General features: G+C 70.7%; 22 protein-coding genes. 9 read left to right on the plus strand and 13 right to left on the minus strand.

Annotation, left to right across the window (positions count from 1 at the left end; genetic code table 11):
• The first annotated feature begins 29 nt into the window (after positions 1 to 29).
• Complete coding sequence (locus tag ABD256_RS02720; protein WP_344412976.1) at positions 30 to 1,208, plus strand: PucR family transcriptional regulator; 1,179 nt, start codon at positions 30 to 32, stop codon at positions 1,206 to 1,208.
• On the opposite strand, the gene ABD256_RS02725 is transcribed toward ABD256_RS02720, so the two are convergent.
• Positions 1,171 to 2,688 carry an MFS transporter gene (locus tag ABD256_RS02725; protein ID WP_344412978.1) on the minus strand — a complete coding sequence of 506 codons (1,518 nt, stop codon included), beginning with the start codon at positions 2,686 to 2,688 and terminating at the stop codon, positions 1,171 to 1,173. The genes ABD256_RS02720 and ABD256_RS02725 overlap by 38 nt on opposite strands.
• A gap of 768 nt (positions 2,689 to 3,456) precedes the next feature.
• Complete coding sequence (locus ABD256_RS02730; protein ID WP_344412980.1) at positions 3,457 to 4,215, minus strand: GntR family transcriptional regulator; 759 nt, start codon at positions 4,213 to 4,215, stop codon at positions 3,457 to 3,459.
• A gap of 251 nt (positions 4,216 to 4,466) precedes the next feature.
• Between ABD256_RS02730 and ABD256_RS02735 the strand changes: the two genes are divergently transcribed.
• Positions 4,467 to 5,516 carry an SIS domain-containing protein gene (locus ABD256_RS02735; RefSeq protein WP_344412982.1) on the plus strand — a complete coding sequence of 350 codons (1,050 nt, stop codon included), beginning with the start codon at positions 4,467 to 4,469 and terminating at the stop codon, positions 5,514 to 5,516.
• Positions 5,513 to 6,490, plus strand: coding sequence for an N-acetylglucosamine kinase (locus ABD256_RS02740; RefSeq protein ID WP_344412984.1), 978 nt, complete (start codon positions 5,513 to 5,515; stop codon positions 6,488 to 6,490). The genes ABD256_RS02735 and ABD256_RS02740 overlap by 4 nt, the downstream gene beginning before the upstream one ends.
• A 63-nt stretch (positions 6,491 to 6,553) precedes the next feature.
• Here the strand turns inward: ABD256_RS02740 and ABD256_RS02745 are convergent, their stop codons facing one another.
• Positions 6,554 to 7,207: a DUF3159 domain-containing protein gene (locus ABD256_RS02745; RefSeq protein WP_344412986.1), complete on the minus strand. Its 654-nt coding sequence runs from the start codon at positions 7,205 to 7,207 to the stop codon at positions 6,554 to 6,556.
• Between the two features lie 236 nt (positions 7,208 to 7,443).
• Between ABD256_RS02745 and ABD256_RS02750 the strand changes: the two genes are divergently transcribed.
• The 5 genes from ABD256_RS02750 (at position 7,444) to ABD256_RS02770 (ending at position 10,924) form a co-directional block, all read left to right on the plus strand.
• Positions 7,444 to 8,289, plus strand: a complete 846-nt coding sequence (locus ABD256_RS02750) for an SGNH/GDSL hydrolase family protein (RefSeq protein WP_344412988.1) — start codon at positions 7,444 to 7,446, stop codon at positions 8,287 to 8,289.
• A gap of 73 nt (positions 8,290 to 8,362) precedes the next feature.
• A complete protein-coding gene (locus ABD256_RS02755; protein WP_344412990.1) occupies positions 8,363 to 9,088 on the plus strand; it encodes an OmpA family protein in 726 nt (241 codons plus the stop codon).
• An 18-nt stretch (positions 9,089 to 9,106) separates the two neighbouring features.
• Positions 9,107 to 9,502, plus strand: a complete 396-nt coding sequence (locus ABD256_RS02760; protein WP_344412992.1) for a LapA family protein — start codon at positions 9,107 to 9,109, stop codon at positions 9,500 to 9,502.
• A gap of 47 nt (positions 9,503 to 9,549) precedes the next feature.
• On the plus strand, positions 9,550 to 10,026 hold the full coding sequence (locus tag ABD256_RS02765; protein WP_344412994.1) for a DUF6932 family protein: 477 nt from the start codon (positions 9,550 to 9,552) through the stop codon (positions 10,024 to 10,026).
• Positions 10,027 to 10,042: 16 nt separating this feature from the next.
• Positions 10,043 to 10,924, plus strand: coding sequence for a hypothetical protein (locus tag ABD256_RS02770; RefSeq protein ID WP_344412996.1), 882 nt, complete (start codon positions 10,043 to 10,045; stop codon positions 10,922 to 10,924).
• A 122-nt stretch (positions 10,925 to 11,046) separates the two neighbouring features.
• Here the strand turns inward: ABD256_RS02770 and ABD256_RS02775 are convergent, their stop codons facing one another.
• Entirely contained in the window at positions 11,047 to 13,818 is a 2,772-nt protein-coding gene (locus ABD256_RS02775) for an AfsR/SARP family transcriptional regulator (RefSeq protein ID WP_344412999.1), read from the minus strand.
• 145 nt (positions 13,819 to 13,963) lie between these two features.
• Complete coding sequence (locus ABD256_RS02780; protein ID WP_344413001.1) at positions 13,964 to 15,136, minus strand: cytochrome P450; 1,173 nt, start codon at positions 15,134 to 15,136, stop codon at positions 13,964 to 13,966.
• Positions 15,137 to 15,254: 118 nt separating this feature from the next.
• Between ABD256_RS02780 and ABD256_RS02785 the strand changes: the two genes are divergently transcribed.
• Positions 15,255 to 16,118, plus strand: coding sequence for a helix-turn-helix domain-containing protein (locus tag ABD256_RS02785; RefSeq protein ID WP_344413003.1), 864 nt, complete (start codon positions 15,255 to 15,257; stop codon positions 16,116 to 16,118).
• A gap of 313 nt (positions 16,119 to 16,431) precedes the next feature.
• Here the strand turns inward: ABD256_RS02785 and thpD are convergent, their stop codons facing one another.
• The 8 genes from thpD to ABD256_RS02825 form a co-directional block, all read right to left on the minus strand.
• A complete protein-coding gene (gene thpD, locus ABD256_RS02790) occupies positions 16,432 to 17,325 on the minus strand; it encodes an ectoine hydroxylase (RefSeq protein ID WP_425546373.1) in 894 nt (297 codons plus the stop codon).
• 94 nt (positions 17,326 to 17,419) lie between these two features.
• Positions 17,420 to 17,812: an ectoine synthase gene (locus ABD256_RS02795; RefSeq protein ID WP_344413008.1), complete on the minus strand. Its 393-nt coding sequence runs from the start codon at positions 17,810 to 17,812 to the stop codon at positions 17,420 to 17,422.
• A 28-nt stretch (positions 17,813 to 17,840) separates the two neighbouring features.
• Positions 17,841 to 19,094, minus strand: a complete 1,254-nt coding sequence (gene ectB / locus ABD256_RS02800; protein ID WP_344413010.1) for a diaminobutyrate--2-oxoglutarate transaminase — start codon at positions 19,092 to 19,094, stop codon at positions 17,841 to 17,843.
• 37 nt (positions 19,095 to 19,131) lie between these two features.
• The gene (gene ectA, locus ABD256_RS02805) at positions 19,132 to 19,632 is read right to left on the minus strand and encodes a diaminobutyrate acetyltransferase (RefSeq protein ID WP_344413012.1); all 501 of its coding nucleotides are present in this window, start codon (positions 19,630 to 19,632) and stop codon (positions 19,132 to 19,134) included.
• A 265-nt stretch (positions 19,633 to 19,897) separates the two neighbouring features.
• Complete coding sequence (locus tag ABD256_RS02810; RefSeq protein WP_344413014.1) at positions 19,898 to 21,133, minus strand: DUF445 domain-containing protein; 1,236 nt, start codon at positions 21,131 to 21,133, stop codon at positions 19,898 to 19,900.
• A 70-nt stretch (positions 21,134 to 21,203) separates the two neighbouring features.
• A complete protein-coding gene (locus tag ABD256_RS02815) occupies positions 21,204 to 21,992 on the minus strand; it encodes an Abi-alpha family protein (protein WP_344413017.1) in 789 nt (262 codons plus the stop codon).
• A 143-nt stretch (positions 21,993 to 22,135) separates the two neighbouring features.
• Positions 22,136 to 22,498 carry a lipopolysaccharide assembly protein LapA domain-containing protein gene (locus ABD256_RS02820; protein WP_344413020.1) on the minus strand — a complete coding sequence of 121 codons (363 nt, stop codon included), beginning with the start codon at positions 22,496 to 22,498 and terminating at the stop codon, positions 22,136 to 22,138.
• A 58-nt stretch (positions 22,499 to 22,556) separates the two neighbouring features.
• Positions 22,557 to 23,156 carry an alpha/beta hydrolase gene (locus ABD256_RS02825; protein WP_344413023.1) on the minus strand — a complete coding sequence of 200 codons (600 nt, stop codon included), beginning with the start codon at positions 23,154 to 23,156 and terminating at the stop codon, positions 22,557 to 22,559.
• Positions 23,157 to 23,218 lie beyond the last annotated feature (62 nt).

Consider the following 23,218-nt stretch of genomic DNA (forward strand, 5'->3'; position numbering starts at 1 on the left):
GAACTGTCACGAACCTGCGAGGAGGGTCGATGTCGCGCGAGCGGGAACTGATCGGCGAGATCGTGGCCAAGGTCGACCTCGACGGGATCGCGCTGCGGATCGTCGACCAGTTCCTGCCCTCGGTGCGCGGCTACGCCAGGATGCCGTCGACGCTGCTGCACGGCGAAGTACTGGCCATCATCGGGCGCAACCTCCAAGTGGCCAAGCACTGCATCCTCGACGACCGCGGCCCGAACGGCGTCGAGCTGGAGGAGATGCGGCTGTCGGCGAAGCAGCGCGGACGCGACGGCCTGCCGCTCCAGGACGTTTTGCGGGCTTATCGTCTCGGCGGCCGGGTCGTCTGGGCGGCGCTCACCGAGGCGGCCACCGCGGACGAGGAGCAGCACGTCCTGCTGCACGTCGCGGACCGGGTGATGGGCTACATCGACGCCGTGTCCACCGTGGTCGCCCTCGCCTACGTCGAAGAACGGGACGAACTGATCTCCGAGCGCGAAACGACCGCACGCGCGCTGCTCGAAGCGCTCCTCGACCCGCTGGCCGACCCCGACGAGCTGAACCGCCGCGCCGAACGCGCCGGGTTCGGGCTGTGCGAGTCCTACCGCGCGTTCGCGATCTCGGTACCGGAGTCGGCGCCCGGCACGCACGGCAGGCTGGCCCGCGACCTGCGCGCGCTCGGCCTGCTCGCGCTCACCGAGGCCGACCGGATCTCGGGCGTCGCGGCCACGGAGGTCACCGCGGCCAGGCTCACCCGGCCCGGCGCGGTCGCCACGCTCAGCGAACCGGTGTCCCGCGAGGACCTCCCCGGCGCGCTGGAGCTGGCCCGGCTGCGGGTGCAGACCGCGCTCAAGCTCGGTCACCGCGGCGTGCTCGACGACACCGACCTGCTCCCCGCCCAGCTGCTCGCCCGCTCACCGCAGCTCGCGAACACCCTGCGCGAACGCGTGCTCGGCCCGCTCCGCAAACCAGGACGGCAGGGCTCACCCGAACTCGTCCGCACGCTCGAAACCTTCGTCGGCAGCAAGCTCGACCGCAGGCGCGCGGCCACCGCGCTGACCATCCACGCGAACACCCTCGACTACCGGCTGCGGCGCATCGAGCAGCTCACCGGGCTCACCCTCGCCGATCCCGGCGATCTCGCGCAGATCGTGCTCGCGCTGTACCAGGACCGGCTCAGCCCGTCGAATGGTGCTTCGACCGGACGTGCGTAGGCGGGCCTTCGACCCCGCAGTGCAGGCACTTCCCCGGCTCCGGGGCCGCTTCCTCCGGTGGCGGGTCCGCCGCGTCCGAGGCGAGCACCTTGTTGTGGACGCCGAGTGCCACCAGCCCGCCGGCGACCGCGAGCGCCGCGCAGACCAGGAGCGAGGTCCGCCACCCCGAGGTCAGCGCCACCGGGTCGGCGTAGGCGACGCCGCTGAGCCCGGCCACCGCGGGCAGCACCGCGATGGCGAGCAGGCTGCCCGTCCGCGCGATCGCGTTGTTGACCCCGGAGGCGACCCCGGCGAAGTGGTCCGGCGCGGCCGCCAGCACGGTCGCGGTCACCGGCGCGACGACGGTCGCGAGCCCGAGACCGAACACCACTACGGCGGGCAGCACCGTGCCGGGATAGGACGCGCCGGGTTCGACGCGCATCAGCAGGAGCATCCCGGCCGCGATCAGGAACGGGCCCGTGACGAGCTGGGCGCGCGGGCCGATTCGCGCCGCGAGCGCACCGGAGCGGCTCGACAGCAGCAGCATGATGATCGTGATCGGCAGCCCGGCCAGCCCCGCCGCGGTCGAGCCGTACCCGAGCGAGACCTGAAGCTGCATGACCATCAGCATCATCACGACGCCCAGCGCCGCGTAGACGACCAGCGTCAGCGCGTTGGCGAGGGTGAAGGTGCGGTCGCGGAACAGCGACGGCGGCACGAGCGGATCGGCGGAGCGCAGCTGGATCCGCACGAACGCGCCCATCGCGAGCACGCCGAGCACACCCGCGCCCAGCACCATCGGGTCGCCTGCCCCGCGCGGCGGCGCTTCGACCAGCGCGAACGTGATCCCCGCGAGCCCGAGCGCGCCCGCCGCCGAAGCCACGAAATCGGGCCTGCCCTTGGTCTCGGCGTCGCACGACTCCGGCACGTACTTCTTCGCGAGCCACACGCACACCGCGGCGAGCGGCAGGTTGATCAGGAACGCCAGCCGCCACGAACCGAGCTGCACGAGCAGCCCGCCGAGCAGCGGGCCGATGGCGGCGGCGATCCCGCCGAGGCCGGACCACGCGCCGATCGCGCGCGCCCTGTCCTCGCGGGCGAACGTGGACTGCAGGATCGCCAGCGAACCCGGCGTCAGCAGGGCGCCGCCGATGCCCTGCAGGATCCGGGTGGCCACGAGCATGCCCGTCGACACGGCGGCGCCGCACAGGACGGACGCGACGCCGAACCAGATCACGCCGATCACGAACAGCCGCCGCCTGCCGTACCGGTCGCCGAGCGAGCCCGCGATGAGGATGAGCGCGGCGAGCGAGAGCAGGTAGCCGTCGAGGATCCATTGCAGATCGGCGAAGGAGGCGTTCAGCTCGGAGCCGATCTTCGGCAGCGCCACGGTGACGATGGTGCCGTCGAGCATGGCCATGCCGGACCCGAGAATGGTGGTGGCGAGCACCCCGCGCGCCACCGGCGTTCCCCAGCGCACCACGTCGGCCGGTGCCGTCATCGGCTCACCCCCTTCACTCCGGTCGCAGTATCCCCGTGCCTGCCGTGCCGCCGCATCCTCGCGCCCGGTCCACCTGCCCCCGCCCGGCCGCCTGCCTGCAGTTAGCGGGCTAAACGCACTCAGCGAGCCGTGCATGCGTCGCGGGCCCGCTCCGCTCCAGGCCGCATGCTCCGAAGGGGCCCTTGAGGGAACCTGACGCCGCGAAGGCACCCATCAGGGCATCGGCAACACCATGGCCGCGCGCCACGAGGGGCGAGATCGCGACGTCAGATTCCCCGAAGGCGGCCTTCAGGGCATGGGGCGGGCATGGTGCGGGCATGGGGCCAAGCCCCGGTGGATCACCCGGACGGCTCCACATTTCCGCCACCTATCGCACCGGAATCGACACGCGCGCATCATCACCGTGACCTTCGGGAGTCCAGCGCCGCTTTCTCCGCCCTCGCGGGCGAGCAGGGTGCGCTGCTCATGCGCCGAAGGCGTCCTTCACGGCACGGGCTGGGATTTCGCAGCCGCGCCTCGGTCCCGTTTCCGCGCTCGTGCCCCGAAAGGGAACCTTCAGGGGCGTGAACGCCGCGGAGGTGGCCTTCGCGTGCCCGCTCTGCTCCAAGCCGCATGCCCCGAAGGAGCCCTTGAGGGAACCTGACGCCGCGAAGGCACCCATCAGGGCATCGGCAACACCATGGCCGCGCGCCGCGAGGGGCGAGATCGCGGCGTCAGATTCCCCGAAGGCGGCCTTCAGGGCATGGTGCGGGCATGGGGGCAAGAAGATCAGGGGCGGTTCAGGGTGGTGATGAACTTGTACCGGTCCCCCCGGTAGATCGAGCGGACGAACTCGACGGGCTTGCCGTCGTCGGCGAAGGAGTGCCGGGACAGCAGCAGCATCGGCATGCCGACGTCGGCGCCGAGCAGCTCCGCCTCCTGCGGCCCGGCGAGCGAGGTCTCGATGGTCTCCTCGGCGCGGTCCATCACGACGCCGTAGTGCTCGCGCAGCACCGAATACAGCGAGCCGCCCGCCGAAATGTGCTTGCGCAGCCCGCGAAACCGGCCGAGCGGGAGGTGGGTGGTTTCCAGCGCCATCGGTTCGGCGTCGGCGAGCCGCAGCCGCCGCATGCGCAGGATCTTCGAGCCGTTGCGGATGGCGAGGAGCTTCGCCAGCTCGGGTTCGGCCACCAGTTCTTCGATTTCGAGCAGCTTCGAGGACGGCTCGCGGCCTTGCGCGCGCATGTCCTCGGTGTAGGAGGAAAGCTGCAGCCGCTGCGCGAGCTTCGGCTCGGCGGCGAAGGTGCCCTTGCCCTGCACGCGGTGGAGCCTGCCCTCGGCGGTCAGGTCGTGCAGCGCCTGGCGGACGGTCGTGCGCGACACGGTGAACTCGGTCGCCAGCGTGCGCTCGGTGGGGATCGGCGAACCGGGCGGGAGCGCGTCGAGGAGATCGAGCAGGTGCTGCTTCAACGCCCAGTACTTGGGTTCGCGCTGCCCGCGCACACCCGTCGCCGCACCGGGGTCCCCGGCGGTCGATGACTCCAACATGACCCGCTCCCTGCTCTTCTCCCACCAGCGGGCGCCCCCGGCGCCCGGACAGTCGTTCCGACAGTGTGCCGCACGCCGCCCCCTTTTGGTCGTCATGGGCGTCACTCGTGCGGTGCGAAACGGGCGGGACGAAGCCCTCGGCCTGCGACGCTCACGACGCTAGGCTTCCCGTACCACCCCCCTCCCGGGTTAGCATTGGTCTAGACCTTGCCGGGCCGGGGGCCGGGCGGAGACCGCCGAAAGAGGAGAGCATGACCAGCAGCGAAGTACGTCCTGGCGAGTTCATGGCCGCCGAGATCGCCGAGCAGCCCGCGGTGCTGGCCGGGCTGGTCGAGCGGCGCGCGGACATCGCCGCGGTCGCCTCCGCCATCGCCGAACGCCCGCCGCGCTTCGCCCTGCTCGCCGCGCGCGGCAGCAGCGATCACGCCGCGCTCTACGCCAAGTACTTGATCGAGGTGCTGCTCGGGCTGCCCGCCGGGCTCGTCTCGCCGTCCACCGTGACCCTCTACGGCGCCCGCCCCGACCTGCGCGACGTCCTGCTCGTGTCGGTGAGCCAGAGCGGCGGCTCGCCCGATCTGATCGAGGTCACCGAGGCCGCGCGCAAGCAGGGCGCGCTCACCGTCTCGGTCAGCAACACCCCGTCCTCGCCGCTGCACAGCGCCGCCGAACTGGCCGTCGACATCGGCGCCGGCAAGGAGAACGCGGTCGCCGCGACGAAGACCTACTCGGCCACGCTGATGGCGCTCTACCTCCTGATCGACGCCGTCCGCGGCGGCGACGGCGCGGACGCGGCGAACATCGGCGAGCTGGCGGAGCGGACGCTGCGCGACGCGGAGGAAGGCGTCCGGCGCGCGACGGACCGCTACCGCTTCGTGGACAGGGTGATCACCACCGGCCGCGGCTACTCCTACGCGACCGCGCTCGAATCCGCGCTCAAGCTCGCGGAGACCAGTTACCTCGCCGCCCGCGCCTACAGCGGCGCGGACCTGCTGCACGGCCCGGTCGCCGCGATCGACGGCGAAACCGCGGTGCTCGCGGTCACCGGCGCCGGGCGCGGCGGCTCGGCGATGCACGACGTGCTCGACGCGGTCACCGACCGCGGAGCCGACGTGCTCGCCGTCGGGTCCTCTTCGGACGATGTGCCCGCGGCGCTGCGGATCCCGGTGCCCGTGGTCGCCGAGGAGCTCGCGCCGGTGCTCGAAGTGCTGCCGGTGCAACGGCTCGCGCTCGGGCTCTCGCTCGCGCGCGGCGGCGACCCGGACCGTCCGCGCGGGCTGAAGAAGGAAACCAAGACCAGGTGAGCCACGTCGTCGGAGTCGACGCGGGCGGTACCTCGACGCGCGCGCTCGCGGTCGACGCCGAGGGGACCGTGGTCGGTACCGGCCGCGCCGGCGGCGCCAACCCCAACTCGCACCCGCCGTCGGAGGCGGCCGCGCACATCGCCGAGGCGATCACGCTCGCGCTCGGCTCGCTTGATCCACTTCGGACGGACGCGTGCGTGGTCGGCATGGCGGGGGTGAGCAAGCTCAGCGATCCGGCGATCGCGGGCGTGTTCGAGCGGTCGTGGGCCGCGCTCGGGCTGGGCGGCGAGGTGCACGCGGTCACCGACGCCGAGGCCGCGTTCGCCTCGGCGACGGTTTCCCCGGACGGCACCGTGCTCGTCGCGGGCACGGGATCGATCGCCTGCCGGATCAGGGACCGGCGGCTGGTGTCCACATCGGGCGGTTACGGCTGGCTGCTCGGCGACGAGGGCTCGGCGTACTGGATCGGCCGGGAGGCGGTGCGCGCGACGCTCGCCGCGCTCGGCGGGCGCGAGCCGCTGGACGGGCTGCCCGCCGCGGTGCTCGCCGAGGCGATCGGCGTGCACGACCCCGCAGGAGAGGACGAACGGCTCGCGGTGTCGCGGCGGCTCATCACCGCCGTCAACGGCGAACCGCCGATCCGGCTCGCGCGCTTCGCCCCGCTGGTGAGCGAAATCCTCGACGAGCCGTCGCGCGCGATCGTCACCCGTGCCGCCGACCTGCTCGCCGAGAACGCGCTCGCGACGAGGGACGACGGCGAGCGGACGCCGATCGTGCTGGTCGGGAGCGTGCTCGGGACCGACAGCCCGGTGGGCTCGCTGGTGCGGGAGCGGCTGGCGGGCCGGGAAGTGCTGAGCAGTTCCGACGGGGTGCTCGGCGCGGCGAGGCTCGCCGCCGTGCGGGCGTGGGGACGGCCGGACGGGATCGATACCGGAACGGACACGGCACGACGGGATTCGCGAAAACTCGGCTGAACCGGCATTCGGGGCGTACCGTAGTAGACGGCCCCCGGACCTCCCCCCTCGCCGGGGGCCATCTTATTGCCCTTTTCCGGGCTCCGGCTCCGCCAGCCGCAGTCCGGGGTGGTCGGCGGGCAGCACCCGGTAGAGCACCCACCCGCTCACCGCGATGGTCAGCGCCTGCAACGGCCAGGTGAGCACGGTCCGCGCCACGCCGAGCGCGACGAGCTGCCCCGTCCACCACAACGGCACGTACACGAGCACGCGCAGCACGTACTGGCACGACCACACCAGCGTCGCGATCGAATACGCGCGCAGCAGCGCCGGATCCTTCCGCCAGCGCGTCTTCTGCCCCAGCAGCAGGCCCACCACGACACCGAGCAGCGGCCAGCGGATCGCCGCGCTCGCCGCCCACAGCAGTGCACTGGCCACATTGGACAGAACCTGGATCAGGAAGAAGTCCTGCGCGCGCCCGGTGTGCAGCGCGACCAGCGCGGCGGCGATCACCGCGGCGAGGCTCACCACGACGGCGCGGGCGCGGTCGCCGCGCACCAGCCTGATCGCGCCGACCACCACCGCCACCCCGATCGCCGCCCACGCGCCCCACGCGATCGACTGGCCCGCGGCGAGCCAGCCGACGACGAATCCGACGGGGGGCAGGCTCGCGTCGACGGCGCCCTTGCGCCCGCCGAGCACACTCGCGAGGGATTCGCGGGAAGGCGTGTCGTTCACGTCCCCTAGCCTGCCCGAGTGGGCCGCCCACGGCGACGTCCGGGGAGACGAACACCACACCGCGACGCACATCCGAGGTGAAATAAGGGTAATGCGCGTGCGCTTGTGACCGACAAGGTAAGAAACTATGACTTCCGAGCAAACCGACGGTGGCGTAGGTCGTGCCGCCCGGAGGATGCTCGGAGGTTGATCAGGGGACGTGGGGTCCAGGGGTGAAGAGGGAAAGGGGACAGCGGGTGTACGGCTTCGACAGCTACGTGGCGATCGGTGACAGCTTCACCGAAGGACTGAACGACGAGCTTCCGGACGGCAGCTTCCGCGGCTGGGCGGACCGGCTGGCCGAGGTGCTCGCGGACGGGCACCCCGGCTTCCAGTACGCCAACCTGGCACTGCGCGGCAAGATGCTGGCCGAGATCATGTCCGAGCAGGTGCCGATCGCGCTCGACATCAAGCCCGACCTGGTCACGCTGTGCGCGGGCGGCAACGACATCATCGTGCCCGGCGCGGACGTCGACGCGGTCGCCGCCCAGTTCGAGGCGGGCGTGGCGGCGCTGCGCGAGGCCGGGATCACCGTCGTCATCTTCAACGGGCCGGACACCAAGACGCTGTCGGTGATGCACATGCTGCGCGGGAAGGTCGGCATCTACAACGCGCACCTGTGGGCCATCGCGGACCGGCACGGCGCGCGCATGGTGGACCTGTGGGCCATGCAGCCGCTGCACGACCGCCGCGCCTGGAGCGACGACCGCCTGCACTTCACCCCCGAGGCGCACCGCAGGATCGCCCTGCGCACCGCCGAGGCGCTCGGCATCCCGGTGGACGGGGACTGGCGCGAGCCGTGGGGCGAGCTGGAACCGTCGACGTGGATGGACTCGCGGCGCTCGGACCTGACCTGGACGAAGACGCACCTGCTGCCCTGGATCAAGCGCCAGCTCCGCGGCGAGTCGATGGGGGACGGCCTCGCGCCGAAGCGGCCGGAGCTGGCCCCGTTCACGCGGGAGCCGGTCGTCGCGCCGGTGCCGGCGGTCCAGCAGGCACTCCCCGCCCCCGAACGCCTCACGGATTCGGCCACGGCGAGCTGACCTGCTGGTTTCGATCGAAGCACGGAGATCGGCTTCGGTCGCGGGCCGAGCCGCACCGGCTTACAGTCGCTTCATGTCGGCTGCCCGCCTTGCCTGGCTAGTGCCGCTCGCGCTGCTGGTGAGCGGCGCCCTCGCGCTGCTCGCGACCTGGCAGCGCGCGGACGGGATCGAAGCCGATCTCGGCGCCCGCTCGGACGCGGCGCTCGCGTCGGCGGGCCTCGGCGGCGGGTCGGTCACCTTCGACGGCCGTGACGCGGAGCTGCGCGGGTTCGGCGCGGACACCGCGGAACGCGCCGCGGCGACGGTACGCGGCGTGGACGGCGTGCGGACGGTGTCCACTCAGGACGTAGCGCCCACCCCCGTGCCCGCCGCACCGAGCAGCGCGCCACCGAGCGCCGCGCCACCGAACACCGCGCCACCGAGCAGCCCGCCGTCCCAGCCGCGCCTGACCAAGGAGGCGCTGCAGTCCCGGATCGACGACGCGCTCGCCGCGGACCCGATCACGTTCGAACCGGACACCGCCGAGCTGACCGGCGAAGGAAAGCGGACCGCGGAGCGGATCGCCGAGCTTGCCGCGAGCGCGCCGACCGGCGCCCGGCTCGAAATCGACGGCCACGTCGCGAAGGGGCCGGGCGGGAAGAGCGCCGCGCGCAAGCTGTCGCAGGAGCGCGCGCAAGCCGTCGTGGAAGTGCTGACCGGGGCGGGCGTCCCCGCGGACAAGCTCGTCGCGAAGGGATTCGGGGACAGCAGGCCGAGTACGAAGGGTGACGACCGCAGGGTCGAAGTCGAAGTGCGCTGACAGGGCGGGGTGAGGACCATGCTGTGGCTGTTCGGCCAGATCTGGCTGTGGCTGCTGATCGCGTTCGCGTTGGGGGCGCTCGTGACCGGGCTGCTGGTCAACGCCGCCAACCGCAAACGTGAACGGCGCGCGGCCGAGCCGGAGGAGGCCCGGCGAGTGTCCGCGCCGTCCCCGGCGCACGACGAGCACGGCTACCGGGACGTGCCCTACGACCAGGAGGCCGACCACTTCCCCGCGGCGCGCGGGGAGGAGGTGTGGCCGGACGACCCCGACGAGCCGGACCCGGGCCGTCGCGAAGGCACGCTTCCCGGCTTCGAAAACGTCCCGCACGAGGACTGGCCGCGTGAATCCGGTACCCCGGCGTGGCCGGGAGACGACGACTGGCCACCTGCCGGGCCCGGCAGGGGCCGCTGATAGGTTCGACGACCGACAGTGACTCCGGGCCGGGAGAGGGGGCGGGCGTGCCACTCCCGCACTGGACGCAGGCGAACTTCCTGCCTCCCGGACGGCACCAGGCCGATCTCGCCGACATCTACGAGCGGCTCGTGTTCGACGCACCGCACCAGAACGAGCGCGAGATCCTGTTCAGCGCGCTCAACAGCTACCTCGGCGTGGTTTCGAAGGTCATCCCGGCGGGGCGGGCCTGGGTCGGCGGCGAGTTCATCGCGCGCACGGACAACGTGCCGGGCGGGCTCGACGTGGTGCTCATCCCCGAGGACTGGGGAATGCTGAAACGCTTGCAGGGCCCGGCGCGCGAGGCGCTGTACGGCCTGCTGACGCTCCGCGGGGTGATCATCGGGCAGCCCGTGATGTACCTGAACCAGGTGCAGCCGGTCGGCGGCCTGCTCGACGGGTTCCTCGCGTTCCCGAGCGACGAGGAGACCTGGGAGGCGGCGTGGTCGAGCCTCGGCCAGGGATTCCCGGAGCTGACATGGTGAGCGGAGAGAGACAGCGGTGAACACGTTCCGTCAGATCGCCGAGGACATCCCGGGCGGTACGTGGCTCGACGACCTGGCGCGGGCATCGGCGATGGCCGCGCACGCCAAGTTCGAACGCACCTCGCGCTCACCGCTGCTGAAGGTGGCGATGCTGGGGTCGACTCAGGCGGACGCGTACACGTTCTCCGATATCGGCAGGGCGCTGCAGGACGCGACCGCGAAGATCGGGCACATCATCCGCAACCCCTCCGGCGAGGTCACCATCGTCCAGCCCGCCGACCGGGACAAGGCGCCGCTGATCCAGCGCGGCCAGGCGGGCAACGCGATCTTCTTCGGCTTCCCGGAGCCGGAGCCCGCGGACGCGCTCATCCACGACGGGATCGAGACGCTGTCCGAGCGCGCGGTGAAGGAGCTGTGCGACTTTCTGCCCGCTAATGGTTCCGACGACGGCGCGCTCGACGCCGTGCTGCTCCAGCGCGACACCGTCCGGAACGCGGTGAGCGACGTGGTGAACGCGGTGACGAAGAACGCCGGGATCGGGCTGCAGCTCACCCCGACCGCGGGCGACGAGGTGGTCCGGAGCCTGACCTCGGACCAGGCGAAGGTGCTGCATTCGAGCCTGCGCGAATCGCGGGAGGAGGTCGGCTACGAGACCGTCTCCGGCAGGCTCGACGGGGTGCGCACGCGCCGCCGGATCTTCTACCTGGAGCGGGAGAGCGGCGGCACGATCCAGGGCGCGGTCGCGCCGGACCTGCTCGACGAGATCAAGGAGAACCTGGACCGCCCGGTGACCGCGCGGCTGCGCGTGGTCCGGACGACGACGATCGACGGGCGGCGCGGGCGTCCGGTGCACGAACTGCTGGAGATCACGCGCGAAGTGAGCCTCTTCGACCAGTGAGAGCGGTGGCCGGCGGCACGAGAGATGGCAACGCCGACCACGGCTCGGACCTCCCCGACCGAGCCAGGTCGGCGTTGTCGCAGAACCTTACGTCCAGTCGGCCCAGTGTCACTAAGAATCCGCTAAGAGCCGCCACTGAGCGGTTCGGGGCGGGTGGTGACCTGCCCCGGCGTGTTCGCGCGCTCCCGCAGTTCCACCGACAGCGTGAACTGTTCCCGCGCGCCCGCGCTGTCGCCGACCGCGCGGAGAATCCTTGCCAGGGTCGCACGCGTGACGCCTTCACGCAGCACGAAACCACGACTGACCGAAACTCCGATCGCCTCGCGCGCGTAGCGCTCCGCCTCGGGGTAACGCCGCGCGGCGAGGTGCAGCCCGGCGAGGTTGTCGAGCGACACGGCGGCGTGCGCGTCGTCGCCGAACTCCCGGTCGATCCGCAGCGACGCGAGCTGCTGGTCGATGGCTTCGTCGTAGTTCGCGCGATAGCGCTCTCCGTAGGCGAGCGCGGTCCGCGCCCGCACCTGCAGCGCGAGCTCGCCCTTCTGGACGGTCGCGTCGACGAGCGGGCGCAGCCGCATGAGCGCCTCGTCGGCGTTCCTGGTCATGATCAGCGCGCTGCAGGCGTGGATTTCCGCGGTGCGCCACAGTGATTCGTCACCGGTCCGCCGCGCGATCGCCAGCGCCTCTTCGGCGTCGGGGAGGCTGCCTTCCGGGCGTTCGAAGGTGAGCGCCAGCGCGCACCTCGCGACCAGCATGCGGCCGCGGCCGGTCTCGCTGCCCGCCGCGACGGCCGCCTTCATGCCCAGCTCGACCAGTTTCCGCCATTCGCCGCGCAGCGGGCGCACCACGCGGTAGTCGTGCATCACCGCGGCGAGCTGCCACGCGTACTCCGGCGGCACCGATTCGAGCATCGCCATCAGGTTGGGCCAGTTCGTCGCGAACCAGTCGAGCGCGGCGTCGACCGAGTCCAGCGGCGGCACGTCCTGCTCGCTGACCAGCGCGGTGAAGTCGGCGGGGAAGGTCACCGGCCGGAGCCTGCGGCGAGCCCGGTCCGCCACCGCGAGGTAGTAGGTGGCCGTCCTGGACAGCAGTTCGGCGCGCTCCTGCTCGCCGAACGCGACCTCGCCGAGTTCGCGGAGGTACAGGCGGACCAGGTCGTCGTGCGGCGCGAACACGTCCTTGCTGGTTTCGGTGAGCAGGTGGTGCGCGGCGAGCGCGCGCAGGTGGCGGCGCGCCTCGGTGCTGGTGAGCCCGGCGAGCAGCGCGGTGAGCTGCGGTGAGATCGACTCGCCGACGACGGTGCCCAGCACGCGGGCGGTCGCCGCCACCGCGGGCGCCAGCTCGCGGTACGAGGCGTCGAACGCCGCGCGCACACTGGTTTCCGTGCCGAAGTCGAACCCGGCCAGCCTGGTCCGTTCGTTGGCCAGCTCGCCGACCAGGTCCGAAACCGTCCATTGTGGACTTGCGGCGAGGCGTGCGCCCGCGACGCGCAGCGCCAGCGGAAGGTGCCCGCAGAGGTTCGCCAGCGCGCGGTTGAGGTCGTAGTCGCCGGGCCCGGACAGCTCCTCGATGACCTGCACCGCGTCGTGCGACGGCAGCGTGCCGAGCACTCGCGCCTTCGCCACGTGTGAGACCGCGAGACCGTCGAGGCGGGACCTGCTGGTGACCACGGCCATCGACCGCGAACCCGGCGGCAGCAGCGGGCGCACCTGGTCCGCGTCGCGCGCGTCGTCGAGCACCACGAGCACGGTGCGCTCGGCGAGCAGCGAACGGTAGAGCGCGATCCGCTCCTCGGCCGGACCCGGTATCTCGGCCGGCGTGACGCCGAGCCCGCGGAGGAACTGCGCGAGCGCGGCGTCCGGGGTGAGCGGCTCGTCCTCCGGGGAAAACCCGCGCAGTGCCGCGAACAGCACGCCGTCGGGGAAGCGCGGCGACACGCGATGCGCCCAGGACACCACGAGCGCGCTCTTGCCGATCCCCGCCGTCCCGGTGACCACGGCGACCGCGCCACCGCCCTCGCCGGACCGTGCGAGCTGCTCGTCGAGCCAGCCGAGATCGGCCGTCCTGCCGACGAGCACCGGGACCGTCGACGGGAGCTGCGCGGGCGCGCCCGCCCTCGGCGCCGCGCGGCGGGTGCTCAGCTCGGTGGACGGCACCAGCTCGTCGTTGAGGATCCGGTCGTGCAGGTCGTGCAGTTCGGGGCCGGGTCCGATGCCCAGCGTTTCGACCGCGAAACGCGCCGTGCGCCGGTAGGCCTGCAACGCGTCCGCCCGCCGTCCGGTGAAGTACAGCGCGCGCATCAGCTGGCCGACCGAGCGCTCCGCGAGGGGATCGTCCCGGACCACCTGGCTGAGCTCGGTGATCACCTCGGTGTGCTTGCCGAGCGCGAGCTGGGCGTCCATCAGCTCGCCGCGCACCGCGAGGCGCAGATCGGCCAGCTCGGGCGCCCGCAGCCCGTCCGGGACGCCCACGAGCGACGGTCCCTCCCACAGCGCGCTGGCTTCGGCGAGCAGCTCGACCCGCTCGCCGGGCGGGCGGCCCCGCGCGGCTTCGAGCAGCCTGCGGGCGCGGTAGACGTCGATGCGCTCCGGGCTGACCACGAGCCGGTAGCCGGGTGCCGCGGTGTCGATCCTGATCTCGCCGTCGGGGTTCTGCACCGAGCGGAGCGAGCGCCGCAGCGCGGAGACGTTGCCGTGCACGATGGTCCGCGCGGTCGCGGGCGGATCGTGATCCCACAGCGCGTCGATGATGCGGTCCAGTGCGACGATCCGGTTCGCCTCGAGCGCCAGCATCGCGAGCAGGCCGCGAACACCGGGCCCGCCGATCGGCACCGGCTGCCCGCCTGCCACCAGCTGGACGGGACCGAGAACCCGGAAGCGCAGGTCTGCCTCGGCCAACCATCCCTCCCGGTTCCACGCGACCCACTGCGCCCGCGAGCGCGTTTAGCCCGCTAAACGCACTTCGGCGTAGGTCCAACCTACCCGCCGGTGTGCTCGAAGTGGAGGATCTGGGCGGCACCGATTCGCGTGCCGCCGACTCGGCTCAGCGGCCGAGCAGGACCGGCAGGCTGGAGGGACCGCGCAGGACGGGGGTCATCCTGCTGCCCACCCTCGCGTCCGCGCCGGGCGCGAGCCGCATGTCGGGCAGCCTCTCGATGAGCACCTTCAGCCCGGCGGTCAGCTCCGCGAGCGCGAACCGCGCGCCGAGGCAGGCGTGCGCCCCGTCGCCGAACGCGAGCGTCGCCATCGCGCGCCGGTCGAGGTCGTAGGCGTCCGGGTCGGGGTAGACCGCGGGGTCGCGGTTGGCCGAGGTGATCGCGAAGACCACCGGCGTCGCGGCCGGGATGGTGATGCCGTGCCATTCGGTGTGCCGCGTGCAGAGCCTCGGCAGCATGCCGACCGGCGGCTCCCACCGCAGCGCTTCCCGCACCGCCCAGGAAAGCTCGGTCTTCGGGTGGCGGCGCACCTTCGCGAGCTGGGCCGGATGGGTCAGCAGCGCGGCGAGGACGTTGCCGAGCGCGAGCATCACGGTGTCGGCGGCGGCCGGGAACAGCATGCGCGCGAACGCGAGCACGGACTCGTCGCTGTAGCCGTCCACGGTGAGCAGGGTCGAGATCAGGTCGTCGCCGGGCCGCGTGCGCCGCCGCCGGATGATCTCCCGCAGGTACGCGCCGAACTCGTCGGACGCGCGCGCCGCGCCGTCGGGTTCGACCGGGTAGTAGTACAGGTCGTGCATCCAGCGCCAGAGGACCGACTCGTCGGCGAGCGGCAGCCCCAGCATCCTGGCGACGACCAGTACCGGGTACTGCTCGGTGAACTCGACGACGAGATCCACCTCGTGCCGGGAGAACCGGTCGACGAGCTCGTGCGCGACGGGCTCGAACAGCGCGCTCCCGTAGTCGCCGGCGAGCCCGTCGTGGAACGCGGGCGTGGCCAGTCGCTCGTGGATCCGGTGCGCCGCGCCCGCCATGCACTGCACGGTGTGGCCGAGCACCGGCCCCGACGGCGGGTGCGCCGCGGCCGCGGGGAAGGTTTCCTCGTCCTTGAACGCGGCGGTCACCAGCTCGTGGGTGAGCAGGACGATCGCGCGGCCGCCGCCGAACGGAACTACGGCGTAAGGCTTCCGCCGGCGTAAGGTGGAGAGCAGGCGATGCGCGTTCGGGATGTCCCCGGTCGCGAAGTCGATCCCCTCGACATCCAACTCTTCCAGCGCCATGCCGGCCCCTGCTCCAAGACGCTTCCTGGTGATGACGAATATTCGTCGCTATTCTTGCGATTATTCGATGTCCGCGACACTAGGCGCAGGCGGGCGGAAAGCACAAGGGGTCCCAGCTGTGAGTGGTTCACCGCCGACGTCGCGCGTCGTGTCGGTCGTCGAGCTGCTCGCCGCGCGGCCGGACGGCTGCACGGTCGCCGAGGTGACCGCGAGCCTCGACCTGAACCGCGCCACCGTCTCCTCGGTGCTCGCCGAGCTGGAACGCACCGGGTGGGCGCGCCGCCGCGCGGACCGGTCCTACGTGCTGGGCCCCGGCCTGCTCGGCGTGACCGAAGCGGTCCGCACCGCGCTCCCCCTGCCGCCCGGCGCCGCGGACCGGGTCGCCACGCTCGCCGACGAAGCCCGTTGCGGCGCTTCGCTGAGCCTGGTCGAGCCGCACCGGATGACCTTCGTCGCGGTGTCCGAAGGCACTTCGGGCAGGCTTCCCGGCGGCCTCGCGGTCGGCACGCGGATCCCGTTGCGGCCGCCGACGGGCGCCACGGTGATGGCCTGGCGCGACGCGCGCGAGCAACGGGCGTGGCTCGACGACGCCGAAGACGACGAGCGCGACGGGCTACGGGACATGCTCGACGCGCTGGCGGGGCGCGCGGTCACGGTGTGGCGGCTCGACGACAGCGCGGCCGATCTGCTGGGCGTACTGGCCGACGTGGTCGACGCGCTCGCGGATCACCCGGTGCGCCACGATCTCCGCCGCCGCGCGCTGACCGAACTCAGCAGGCTGGTGGGGAACGCGTACCGCGCGGACGAGCTGGACACCGATCGCCCGCTGCCGGTCAGCTACCTCGCGGCGCCGGTGTTCGCCGGCGGGGCCGCCACGCACGAGCTGCAGATCGGGCCGCTGCACCCGGCGCTGGCGCGGCCGGAGCGGGAGCGGATCGCACTGGCGCTGATGGCCGCGGCCGGGGAGCTGTCCCAGCCCTGAAACCCTTGCGGTGGAACGAGTACGGCCCCGCATCATCAGTCCCGATCTGATGGTGCGGGGCCGTACTCGGTGCGGCGACGCGGCACCGGAGAACCCGAGGCTCCGGCACCGGATCGCTACCAGTCCTTCGGCGGGCTCACCCCGAGCAAGAGGGATCCACCGTCACACCGGCAACATCTCACCACTCCAGCACCACGTACCTCCGGAGCGGTGCCGACAAGGTAACAGCACGCGCCCGGTCGGCTACAAGCACCCTGGCGAAAAAAATACGGCGGGAGCCCCGACTCCGGGGCCCCCGCCGCATGTCGGAGGGTCAGCGCGTCACCGGGGTGAAGTCGCGGGCCGCGATGAACTCCGGGCGTGGCGCGGCTGCGCCGTACGGGTCGCCGAGGGTGTTCTCGACGCTGTTGAACACCAGGAAGATGTTCGACCTCGGGTACGGCGTGATGTTGTTGCCGGACCCGTGCATGATGTTCGAGTCGAACCAGAGCGCGGAGCCCGCCTGGCCGGTGAACTGCTCGATACCGCACTCCGCGGCCAGCTTCGTCACCTCGCGCCTGTTCGGCACGCCGAACTCCTGCTCCTTGAGCGAGCTCTTGTAGTTCTCCTCCGGCGTCTTGCCGACGCACGGCACGAACGTCCGCTGCGAACCGGGCATCACCATCAGCCCGCCGTTGAACGGGTAGTTGTCGGTCAGTGCGATCGAACAGCTCACCGCCCTCGGCTTCGGCATGCCGTCCTCGGCGTGCCAGGTTTCGAAGTCGGAGTGCCAGTAGAACCCGGCACCCTTGAAGCCCGGCATGTAGTTGACCCTGCTCTGGTGGAGGTAGACCTCGGAGCCGAGAATCTGCTTCGCCCGATCGAGAATCCTCGGGTCACGCACCAGTTCGGCGATCAGCGCGCTGATCTTGTGCATGTCGAAGATGGACCGCACCTCGCCCGACGACTTCTCGGTGATCACCCGTTCGTCGGACTTCAGCGCCTCGTCCGAGGACAGCCGCACGAGGTCCTGCCAGTACGCCTGCACCTCGGCAGGCGACAGCAGGCCCTCGATGACGTGGAAACCTCTCGCGTCGTGAGACGCGAGAGCGGCGGCGTCGACGGGGCCGTCGGACTCGGCCCCCCACACCGTCGGATCCGGCCGGTCGAACGCCACCGGCTCACCGGTGATCCGGGTCGGATAACTGTCCTCGACGCGCGTGTCCATGAGCGTCAAGATTTTCGCCTCCTCAGCTTTCCTTCGGTTCGTTTCGCCCCATTCGTCGGCGGGATACCGTGGTGTGGCAGTCAGTTCCGCGCGGTCAGTCCTCTTCGGTCACCAGCGGGTACACGCCGTTTTCGTCGTGCACCTCCCTGCCGGTGACCGGCGGGTTGAAGACGCACACTGTCTTCATCTCGGTCTTCGGACGGACCTGGTGCTTGTCGTGGTTGTTCAGCAGGTACAGGGAGCCGGGACGGAGCTGGTGCACCTCGCCGGTCGCCTTGTCCTCGATTTCCCCTTCGCCCTGCGTGATAAACACGGCCTCGATGTGGTTCGCGTACCAGAAATCGTTGACCGTGCCCGCGTAAAGCGTCGTCTCGTGCACCGAGAAACCGACTTTTTCCTTGGCGAGGATGATGCGCTTCGAGCGCCAGTTTTCGGTCTTGATGTCAGCGTCGGTGTCGGTGATCTCGTCGAGTGTGCGGACGATCAACTCGTTCTCCTCTTCGCGTTTCCAGGTGCTACTTGTGCAGCACGGTCTTGATCGACTCGGAGATGATGTCGAGGCCCTTCCCCAGCTCCTCGTCGCTCAGCGTCAGCGGCGGCAGCAACTTCATCACCTCTCCGTCAGGACCGGAGGTCTCCATCAGCAGCCCGCGTTCGAAGGCGGCGGCGCAGACCTTGCCGGCAAGATCACCATCGGCGAACTCAAGCCCGCGCGCAAGACCCCGTCCCTTCGCGAGCAGGTTCGCCTCGGGGTAGGTCTCCACGATGCCCTTGAACGCGGCGGAGATGCGCTCGCCCTTCGCCTTCGTCGACTTCTCGAGCTCGTCGTCGCTCCAGTAGACGCGCAGCGCCTCGGCGGCGGTCACGAACGCCGGGCTGATCCCGCGGAACGTGCCGTTGTGCTCGCCCGGCTCCCACACGTCCAGCTCCGGCTTGATGAGCGTGATCGCCATCGGCAGGCCGTACCCGCTGATCGACTTCGACAGGCACACGATGTCGGGACTGATCCCGGCTTCCTCGAAGCTGAAGAACGGCCCGGTGCGGCCGCAGCCCATCTGCACGTCGTCGAGGATCAGCAGGATGTCGTGCCGCTTGCACAGGTCGTCGAGGCCCTTGAGCCAGTCGAGGCGGGCGGCGTTGATGCCACCCTCGCCCTGCACGCCTTCGACGATCACCGCGGCGGGCTCGTTCAGCCCGCTGCCCGAGTCTTCCAGCAGCTTCTCGAAGTACAGGAAGTCCGGGTACGCGCCGTCGAAGTACTTGTCGTAGGGCATCGGGGTGGCGTGCACCAGCGGGATGCCCGCGCCGCCGCGCTTCATCGAGTTGCCGGTCACCGAGAGCGCGCCGAGCGTCATCCCGTGGAAGGCGTTCGTGAAGTTGATGACCGACTCCTTGCCGGTCACCTTCCTCGCCAGCTTGAGCGCGGCCTCGACCGCGTTCGCGCCGCCGGGGCCGGGGAACACGACCTTGTACTCGAGGTCGCGCGGCTTGAGGATCGTGTCGTCGAGCGTCTGCAGGAAGTCGCGCTTGGCCACGGTGAACATGTCCAGCGCGTGCGTGACGCCATCGCGCGAGAGGTAGTCGATCAGCGCCTGCTTCAGCGCCGGGTTGTTGTGCCCGTAGTTCAGCGCGCCGGCACCGGCGAAGAAGTCGAGGTACTCCCGGCCGTCCTCGTCGTAGAGGTAGCTGCCCTTCGCGCGGTCGAACACGACCGGCCAGCCCCTGCTGTAACTGCGAACCTCGGATTCGAGGGTCTCGAAGATGTTCACGGTTTTTTCTCCTGCCCCTGGGAAGTCCTGATATTTCCTATGCGCGCACAAGCGGGCCGATGCGGTACCGGTCCTCCGGCTCGTGCGTCTCGCCGTCGTCCGGAAAATCGCTCGCACTGAACAGTTCCGAGGATTCCAGGTCGGTTTCCCACCGTTTGGCGAACGAGCTGAACAACTTGATCGAAGCTTCGTTGTCCGGGGTGATGGTGGTCTCGAGGTAGCGCACGCCCTCGCCGGTGAGCTTGGTGTACAGCTCGTCGAGCAGCTTCCCGGCGAGGCCCTGACCACGCTGGGAGGCGTCGACGGCGACTTGCCAGACGAGCGCGGTGTCGGGTGCGGACGGCTTGCGATAGGCGATGACGAAACCAACCGCGCGGCCGTCGACTTTCGCGACCACCGAAGTGTCGGCGAAATCGTGGCACCACAACAGATATGCATAGGGCGAGTTGAGATCGAGCTTCTGGGAATCGCGTGCGATTCGCCACAGCTCCGCGCCATCCGCCTTGGTCGGGGATTCGATCAAGTGCTTTCCGGACATGTCTATGAAACCTAACAGAAGCCTTCTGCCAGTTCAGATCAGCGGATCGGGACCACGCGGGCTACCTGCGGGGACGGAGAAACCCCTGTGACAATGCCGACAGCAATGTACCAATATGCGTTCCGACCAGGTAAGATGCCCAGGCTTCGCCGCCGCCCGTCACGGTCGGCCACCGTTCACACCGTAGTGGCCGTGCTCACGAATTGCGAGGCGGTCACGGGACTAATGTCGCGAGCCGCTCGCTCAGTGTTACGCGGGACCGCGTTCAGGCCGCGAAATGTTCCAGGACGAGCACCTGGAGCTCACCGACAGCGAAGCCCAGCACCGCGCCGGTGGCGATCAGGATCCACTCGTCCTGCTGGAACGCCGGCCGCAGCAGGCCCTCGAACTCCTCGGCGTCGAGCTCCTTCATCTTCCGCACCAGCAGGTTCCTGATGTCCATCGCGTCCTCGGCGTAGTCCTCGAGGTAGCGCATGGTCTCCGGGAGCCGGTCCATGATCTTCTCCGCGATGACCACCTTCATCTCCTGGTAGCGCCTGCTGCCGACGGCCATCACGACCAGCGGCTTCGCCACGCTCGTCTGGCGGCTCAGCTCCTCGTCGACCTGACGCTGGATCATGCCGAGCACCTTGTCCGACAGCGGTCCCCGCAGCACCGCTTCGATCACGTTGCGCGGGGTGATGATCTCCTTCGCGATCAGCTCGCCGTACGCCTCGGACACCTCGGCGCGGCGCTTGAGGAACAGGCCCTGCCATTCGAACAGGCCGAAGTACCGCACCGGCTGCTTCGGGTGGAAGATCATCTTCAGCGCGAGCCAGTCGGTGAACCAGCCGGTGAACAGGCCGAACAGCGGCATGATGAGCGGCACCTTGAACAGCACCCAGGCCACCATCTGGACGATGCCGATCAGGCCGCCGAAGACGATGCCGGAGCGGGCGATGAACTGGAACTCCTTGCGGCCCGCCTCCTGGAAGATCCGGTTGAGCAGCGCCTTGTCCTTGACCAGGCTCGTCACGACCATGTCCTTGAGGTCGAAGACGCTGTCGACGTCGTGCTTGATCGCGTCGAGCACCGCGCCGACCATCCTCGGCGCCTCGGCCTGCACGCGGTGCACGACCAGCCGCTGGACACCGGAGGGCAGCGACTCCCACAGCCCGGACTGGTACTGGCCCGCGACGTCGCGGACGATCTCCTCGGTGGCGGCGAGCAGGGGTTTTTCGATCTCCTTCGCGACGCGCTCGGCGTCGAGGCGTTCGATGACTTCGGCGGGCTTGATGAGCTGCTGGGTCATGGTGTCGCAGGCGATGCCCGCCATCCGCGCCGCGCGCTTGGGCACGATGCCCTGCCAGCCGAAGATCGGCCTGACCCCGACGAACTCGAGCGGCTGGAACATCATCCGGATCGCGACCAGCTTGGTCACGTAGCCGATCAGCGCCGCGACGAACGGGATGGAGACGTAGATCGGCCAGTGGCGTGCGAAGTCGTCGAGAATCGCACCCATGACCACCCCGTTTCACTAGTCCGGGTGACCATGGTCACATGATCGGGTGATCTCCGCGACCGCTGCTCGATCAGGCAGGCCCCGCGGCGGGATCGCACGCCCGCCAGAACTGGGTGCCGAGGTGCGAGAGGTGCACGGTCCGCCGCACGATCTTCGCCCGCTTCACCGAGTCCTCCGCGGCGCGGACCGTCTCGTCGGTCAGCAGGATCTCGTACTGCGTGGCCAGCGAGTCCACCTCTTCGTCGAGGTCGGCGAGGCCGAGCCCGACGAGGCGGGTGACGTAGCTCGGGGTCTCCGCGGGCAGCGAAACGCCCGCCGCCTTCCCCACCGTCGAAGCGTTCCGGAGCACGGTGCGCCCGGTCCCGGTGAGGCTCGTCCGTTCGAAGACGTCGACGACCGGGAACGGCGACCCGTCGGACAGCGCGGACAGGATGCGCGCCTCGTCGGGCGTGAGCTGGCGCAGGATGATCGCGTAGAGGTACTCGCGGGCACGCTCCTTGCCGAAGCCGAGCGAGCGGTTGAGCAGCTCGGCCATCGCGGCGCGCAGCGGGTCGCTTTCCCGCGCGGGCACGATCACGACCGACTCGCTGCGCTTCCCGTTGTCCTCGTTCTGCGGGCTGATCGCGCTCGCCGCGCTCAACGCCGCGAGGTAGGGGTCGTCGACCTCGTCGAGGCGGCGGCGCAGCTCGCCCAGCGCGATCCGCTCCACCTGGCGAAGGCCCTTCTCGGCGGCCTCGACACCGGGGAGCCGCTTGGACAGGGAGTAGCCGGTGCGGGCCGCCCACCCGGCGAACTTGCCGGCACGCTGGACGAGCCCCGGCTCGGGCACGGGGCTCACCAGTCGGTCTTCGTTGCTCACGCGCTGCTCCCTCGCTGCTCCGCCCCGATGCTACCGAGGAGTAAGCGAGATCCGCCCCCGCACCCGCGGCGGGCGCGTTTAGCCTGCTAAACGCAGGCAGGCGGTCCGCGGCACCCCAGGGGGCGCCGAGCGCGTTTAGCCCGCTAAACGCTCTTCCGGGATTTCCGGTTCTGGGCGCGGAGCTGCAGGATCCTGGCGGCGCCGACGAGGGCGACGAGCGCGCCGCCCGCCACCGCGGCCAGGAGCATGGCCACCGCCAGCGGCATGCTGCCCACCGCGCCGAGGAAGTGCACGGTCGCGTTCTCCAGGTTCTGCAGGATGAAGATCAGCAGAAAGGTCAGCACGACGAGTGCGACGACGACGGCCACCCAGGTGCCGCCGAGCCGGGTCCGCTTCGGCGGCCCCGGCCTCGGCTGGTCGTCGGCGGCGGGACGCGCGGCGGGCACCTCCGTGGCCTCTCCGAGGGTCTCCTCCGCCGCGTGCTTGCTGTCCCGCGCGTGTGTCATGGCCCGGATTGTGGGCGCGGACCACGCCATCCGCCCGACAGCTCACCCGTACAGGTGACTACAGCCAGTCCTTCGCCGCGGTCACACCGTCCGCGGTGATCTGGTGGCCGCCGTGGTGCCGGTGACTGGTCACCTCGGCCGACCTCGCGCGCAGCAGTTCGACGAACTCGTCGTTCGACGCCAGCGGGGCCATCGGGTCCTGCTCGCCGTTCGACAGGAACACCCTCGAACCGGACAGGTCGTGCGCCGGCGGGTCCGGCACCGGGAGCATCGAGGCGAACAGGATCGCCTCGGTCAGCACGTCCGGGCGCAGCACCGTCATCGCGGCCGCGATGTTCGCGCCGTTGGAGAAGCCAATCGCGACCAGTCGCCGGTCGCCGAGGCCGTACCGCTCGCGCGCGGCGAGCACGAACTCGGCAAGTTGGCCGGCCCGCTTCACGACGTCGTCGTAGTCGAAGACGCCTTCGGCCAGCCGCCGGAACCACCGCGCCATGCCGTGCTCCGACACCGGCCCGGCAGGCGCGAGCACGGCCGAGGACGGGCTCAGCTCCTTCGCGAGCGGCAGCAGGTCGTCCGGGGTGCCACCGGTGCCGTGCAGGAGCAGCAGCACCGGGGCGCCCGGATCCCCTTCGACGAAGCGGTGCGCCAGCTCCGTCATGCGATGGCCTCGCTCCGCGAGACAGTGTTCGATCTTTTTTGGCGCATGATTTCCATGATTCG

The organism is Amycolatopsis minnesotensis, assembly GCF_039529815.1.
GTDB classification, from domain to species: domain Bacteria; phylum Actinomycetota; class Actinomycetes; order Mycobacteriales; family Pseudonocardiaceae; genus Amycolatopsis; species Amycolatopsis minnesotensis.

What these genes read in the sequence shown, in the direction of transcription:
- ABD256_RS02720 (WP_344412976.1), top strand. Translation starts at nt 30, where the DNA reads ATGTCGCGCGAGCGGGAACTGATCGGCGAGATCGTGGCCAAGGTCGAC.
- ABD256_RS02725 (WP_344412978.1), bottom strand. Translation starts at nt 2,688, where the DNA reads ATGACGGCACCGGCCGACGTGGTGCGCTGGGGAACGCCGGTGGCGCGC.
- ABD256_RS02730 (WP_344412980.1), bottom strand. Translation starts at nt 4,215, where the DNA reads ATGTTGGAGTCATCGACCGCCGGGGACCCCGGTGCGGCGACGGGTGTG.
- ABD256_RS02735 (WP_344412982.1), top strand. Translation starts at nt 4,467, where the DNA reads ATGACCAGCAGCGAAGTACGTCCTGGCGAGTTCATGGCCGCCGAGATC.
- ABD256_RS02755 (WP_344412990.1), top strand. Translation starts at nt 8,363, where the DNA reads ATGTCGGCTGCCCGCCTTGCCTGGCTAGTGCCGCTCGCGCTGCTGGTG.
- ABD256_RS02760 (WP_344412992.1), top strand. Translation starts at nt 9,107, where the DNA reads ATGCTGTGGCTGTTCGGCCAGATCTGGCTGTGGCTGCTGATCGCGTTC.
- ABD256_RS02780 (WP_344413001.1), bottom strand. Translation starts at nt 15,136, where the DNA reads ATGGCGCTGGAAGAGTTGGATGTCGAGGGGATCGACTTCGCGACCGGG.
- thpD (WP_425546373.1), bottom strand. Translation starts at nt 17,325, where the DNA reads ATGGACACGCGCGTCGAGGACAGTTATCCGACCCGGATCACCGGTGAG.
- ectA (WP_344413012.1), bottom strand. Translation starts at nt 19,632, where the DNA reads ATGTCCGGAAAGCACTTGATCGAATCCCCGACCAAGGCGGATGGCGCG.
- ABD256_RS02810 (WP_344413014.1), bottom strand. Translation starts at nt 21,133, where the DNA reads ATGGGTGCGATTCTCGACGACTTCGCACGCCACTGGCCGATCTACGTC.
- ABD256_RS02820 (WP_344413020.1), bottom strand. Translation starts at nt 22,498, where the DNA reads ATGACACACGCGCGGGACAGCAAGCACGCGGCGGAGGAGACCCTCGGA.
- ABD256_RS02825 (WP_344413023.1), bottom strand. Translation starts at nt 23,156, where the DNA reads ATGACGGAGCTGGCGCACCGCTTCGTCGAAGGGGATCCGGGCGCCCCG.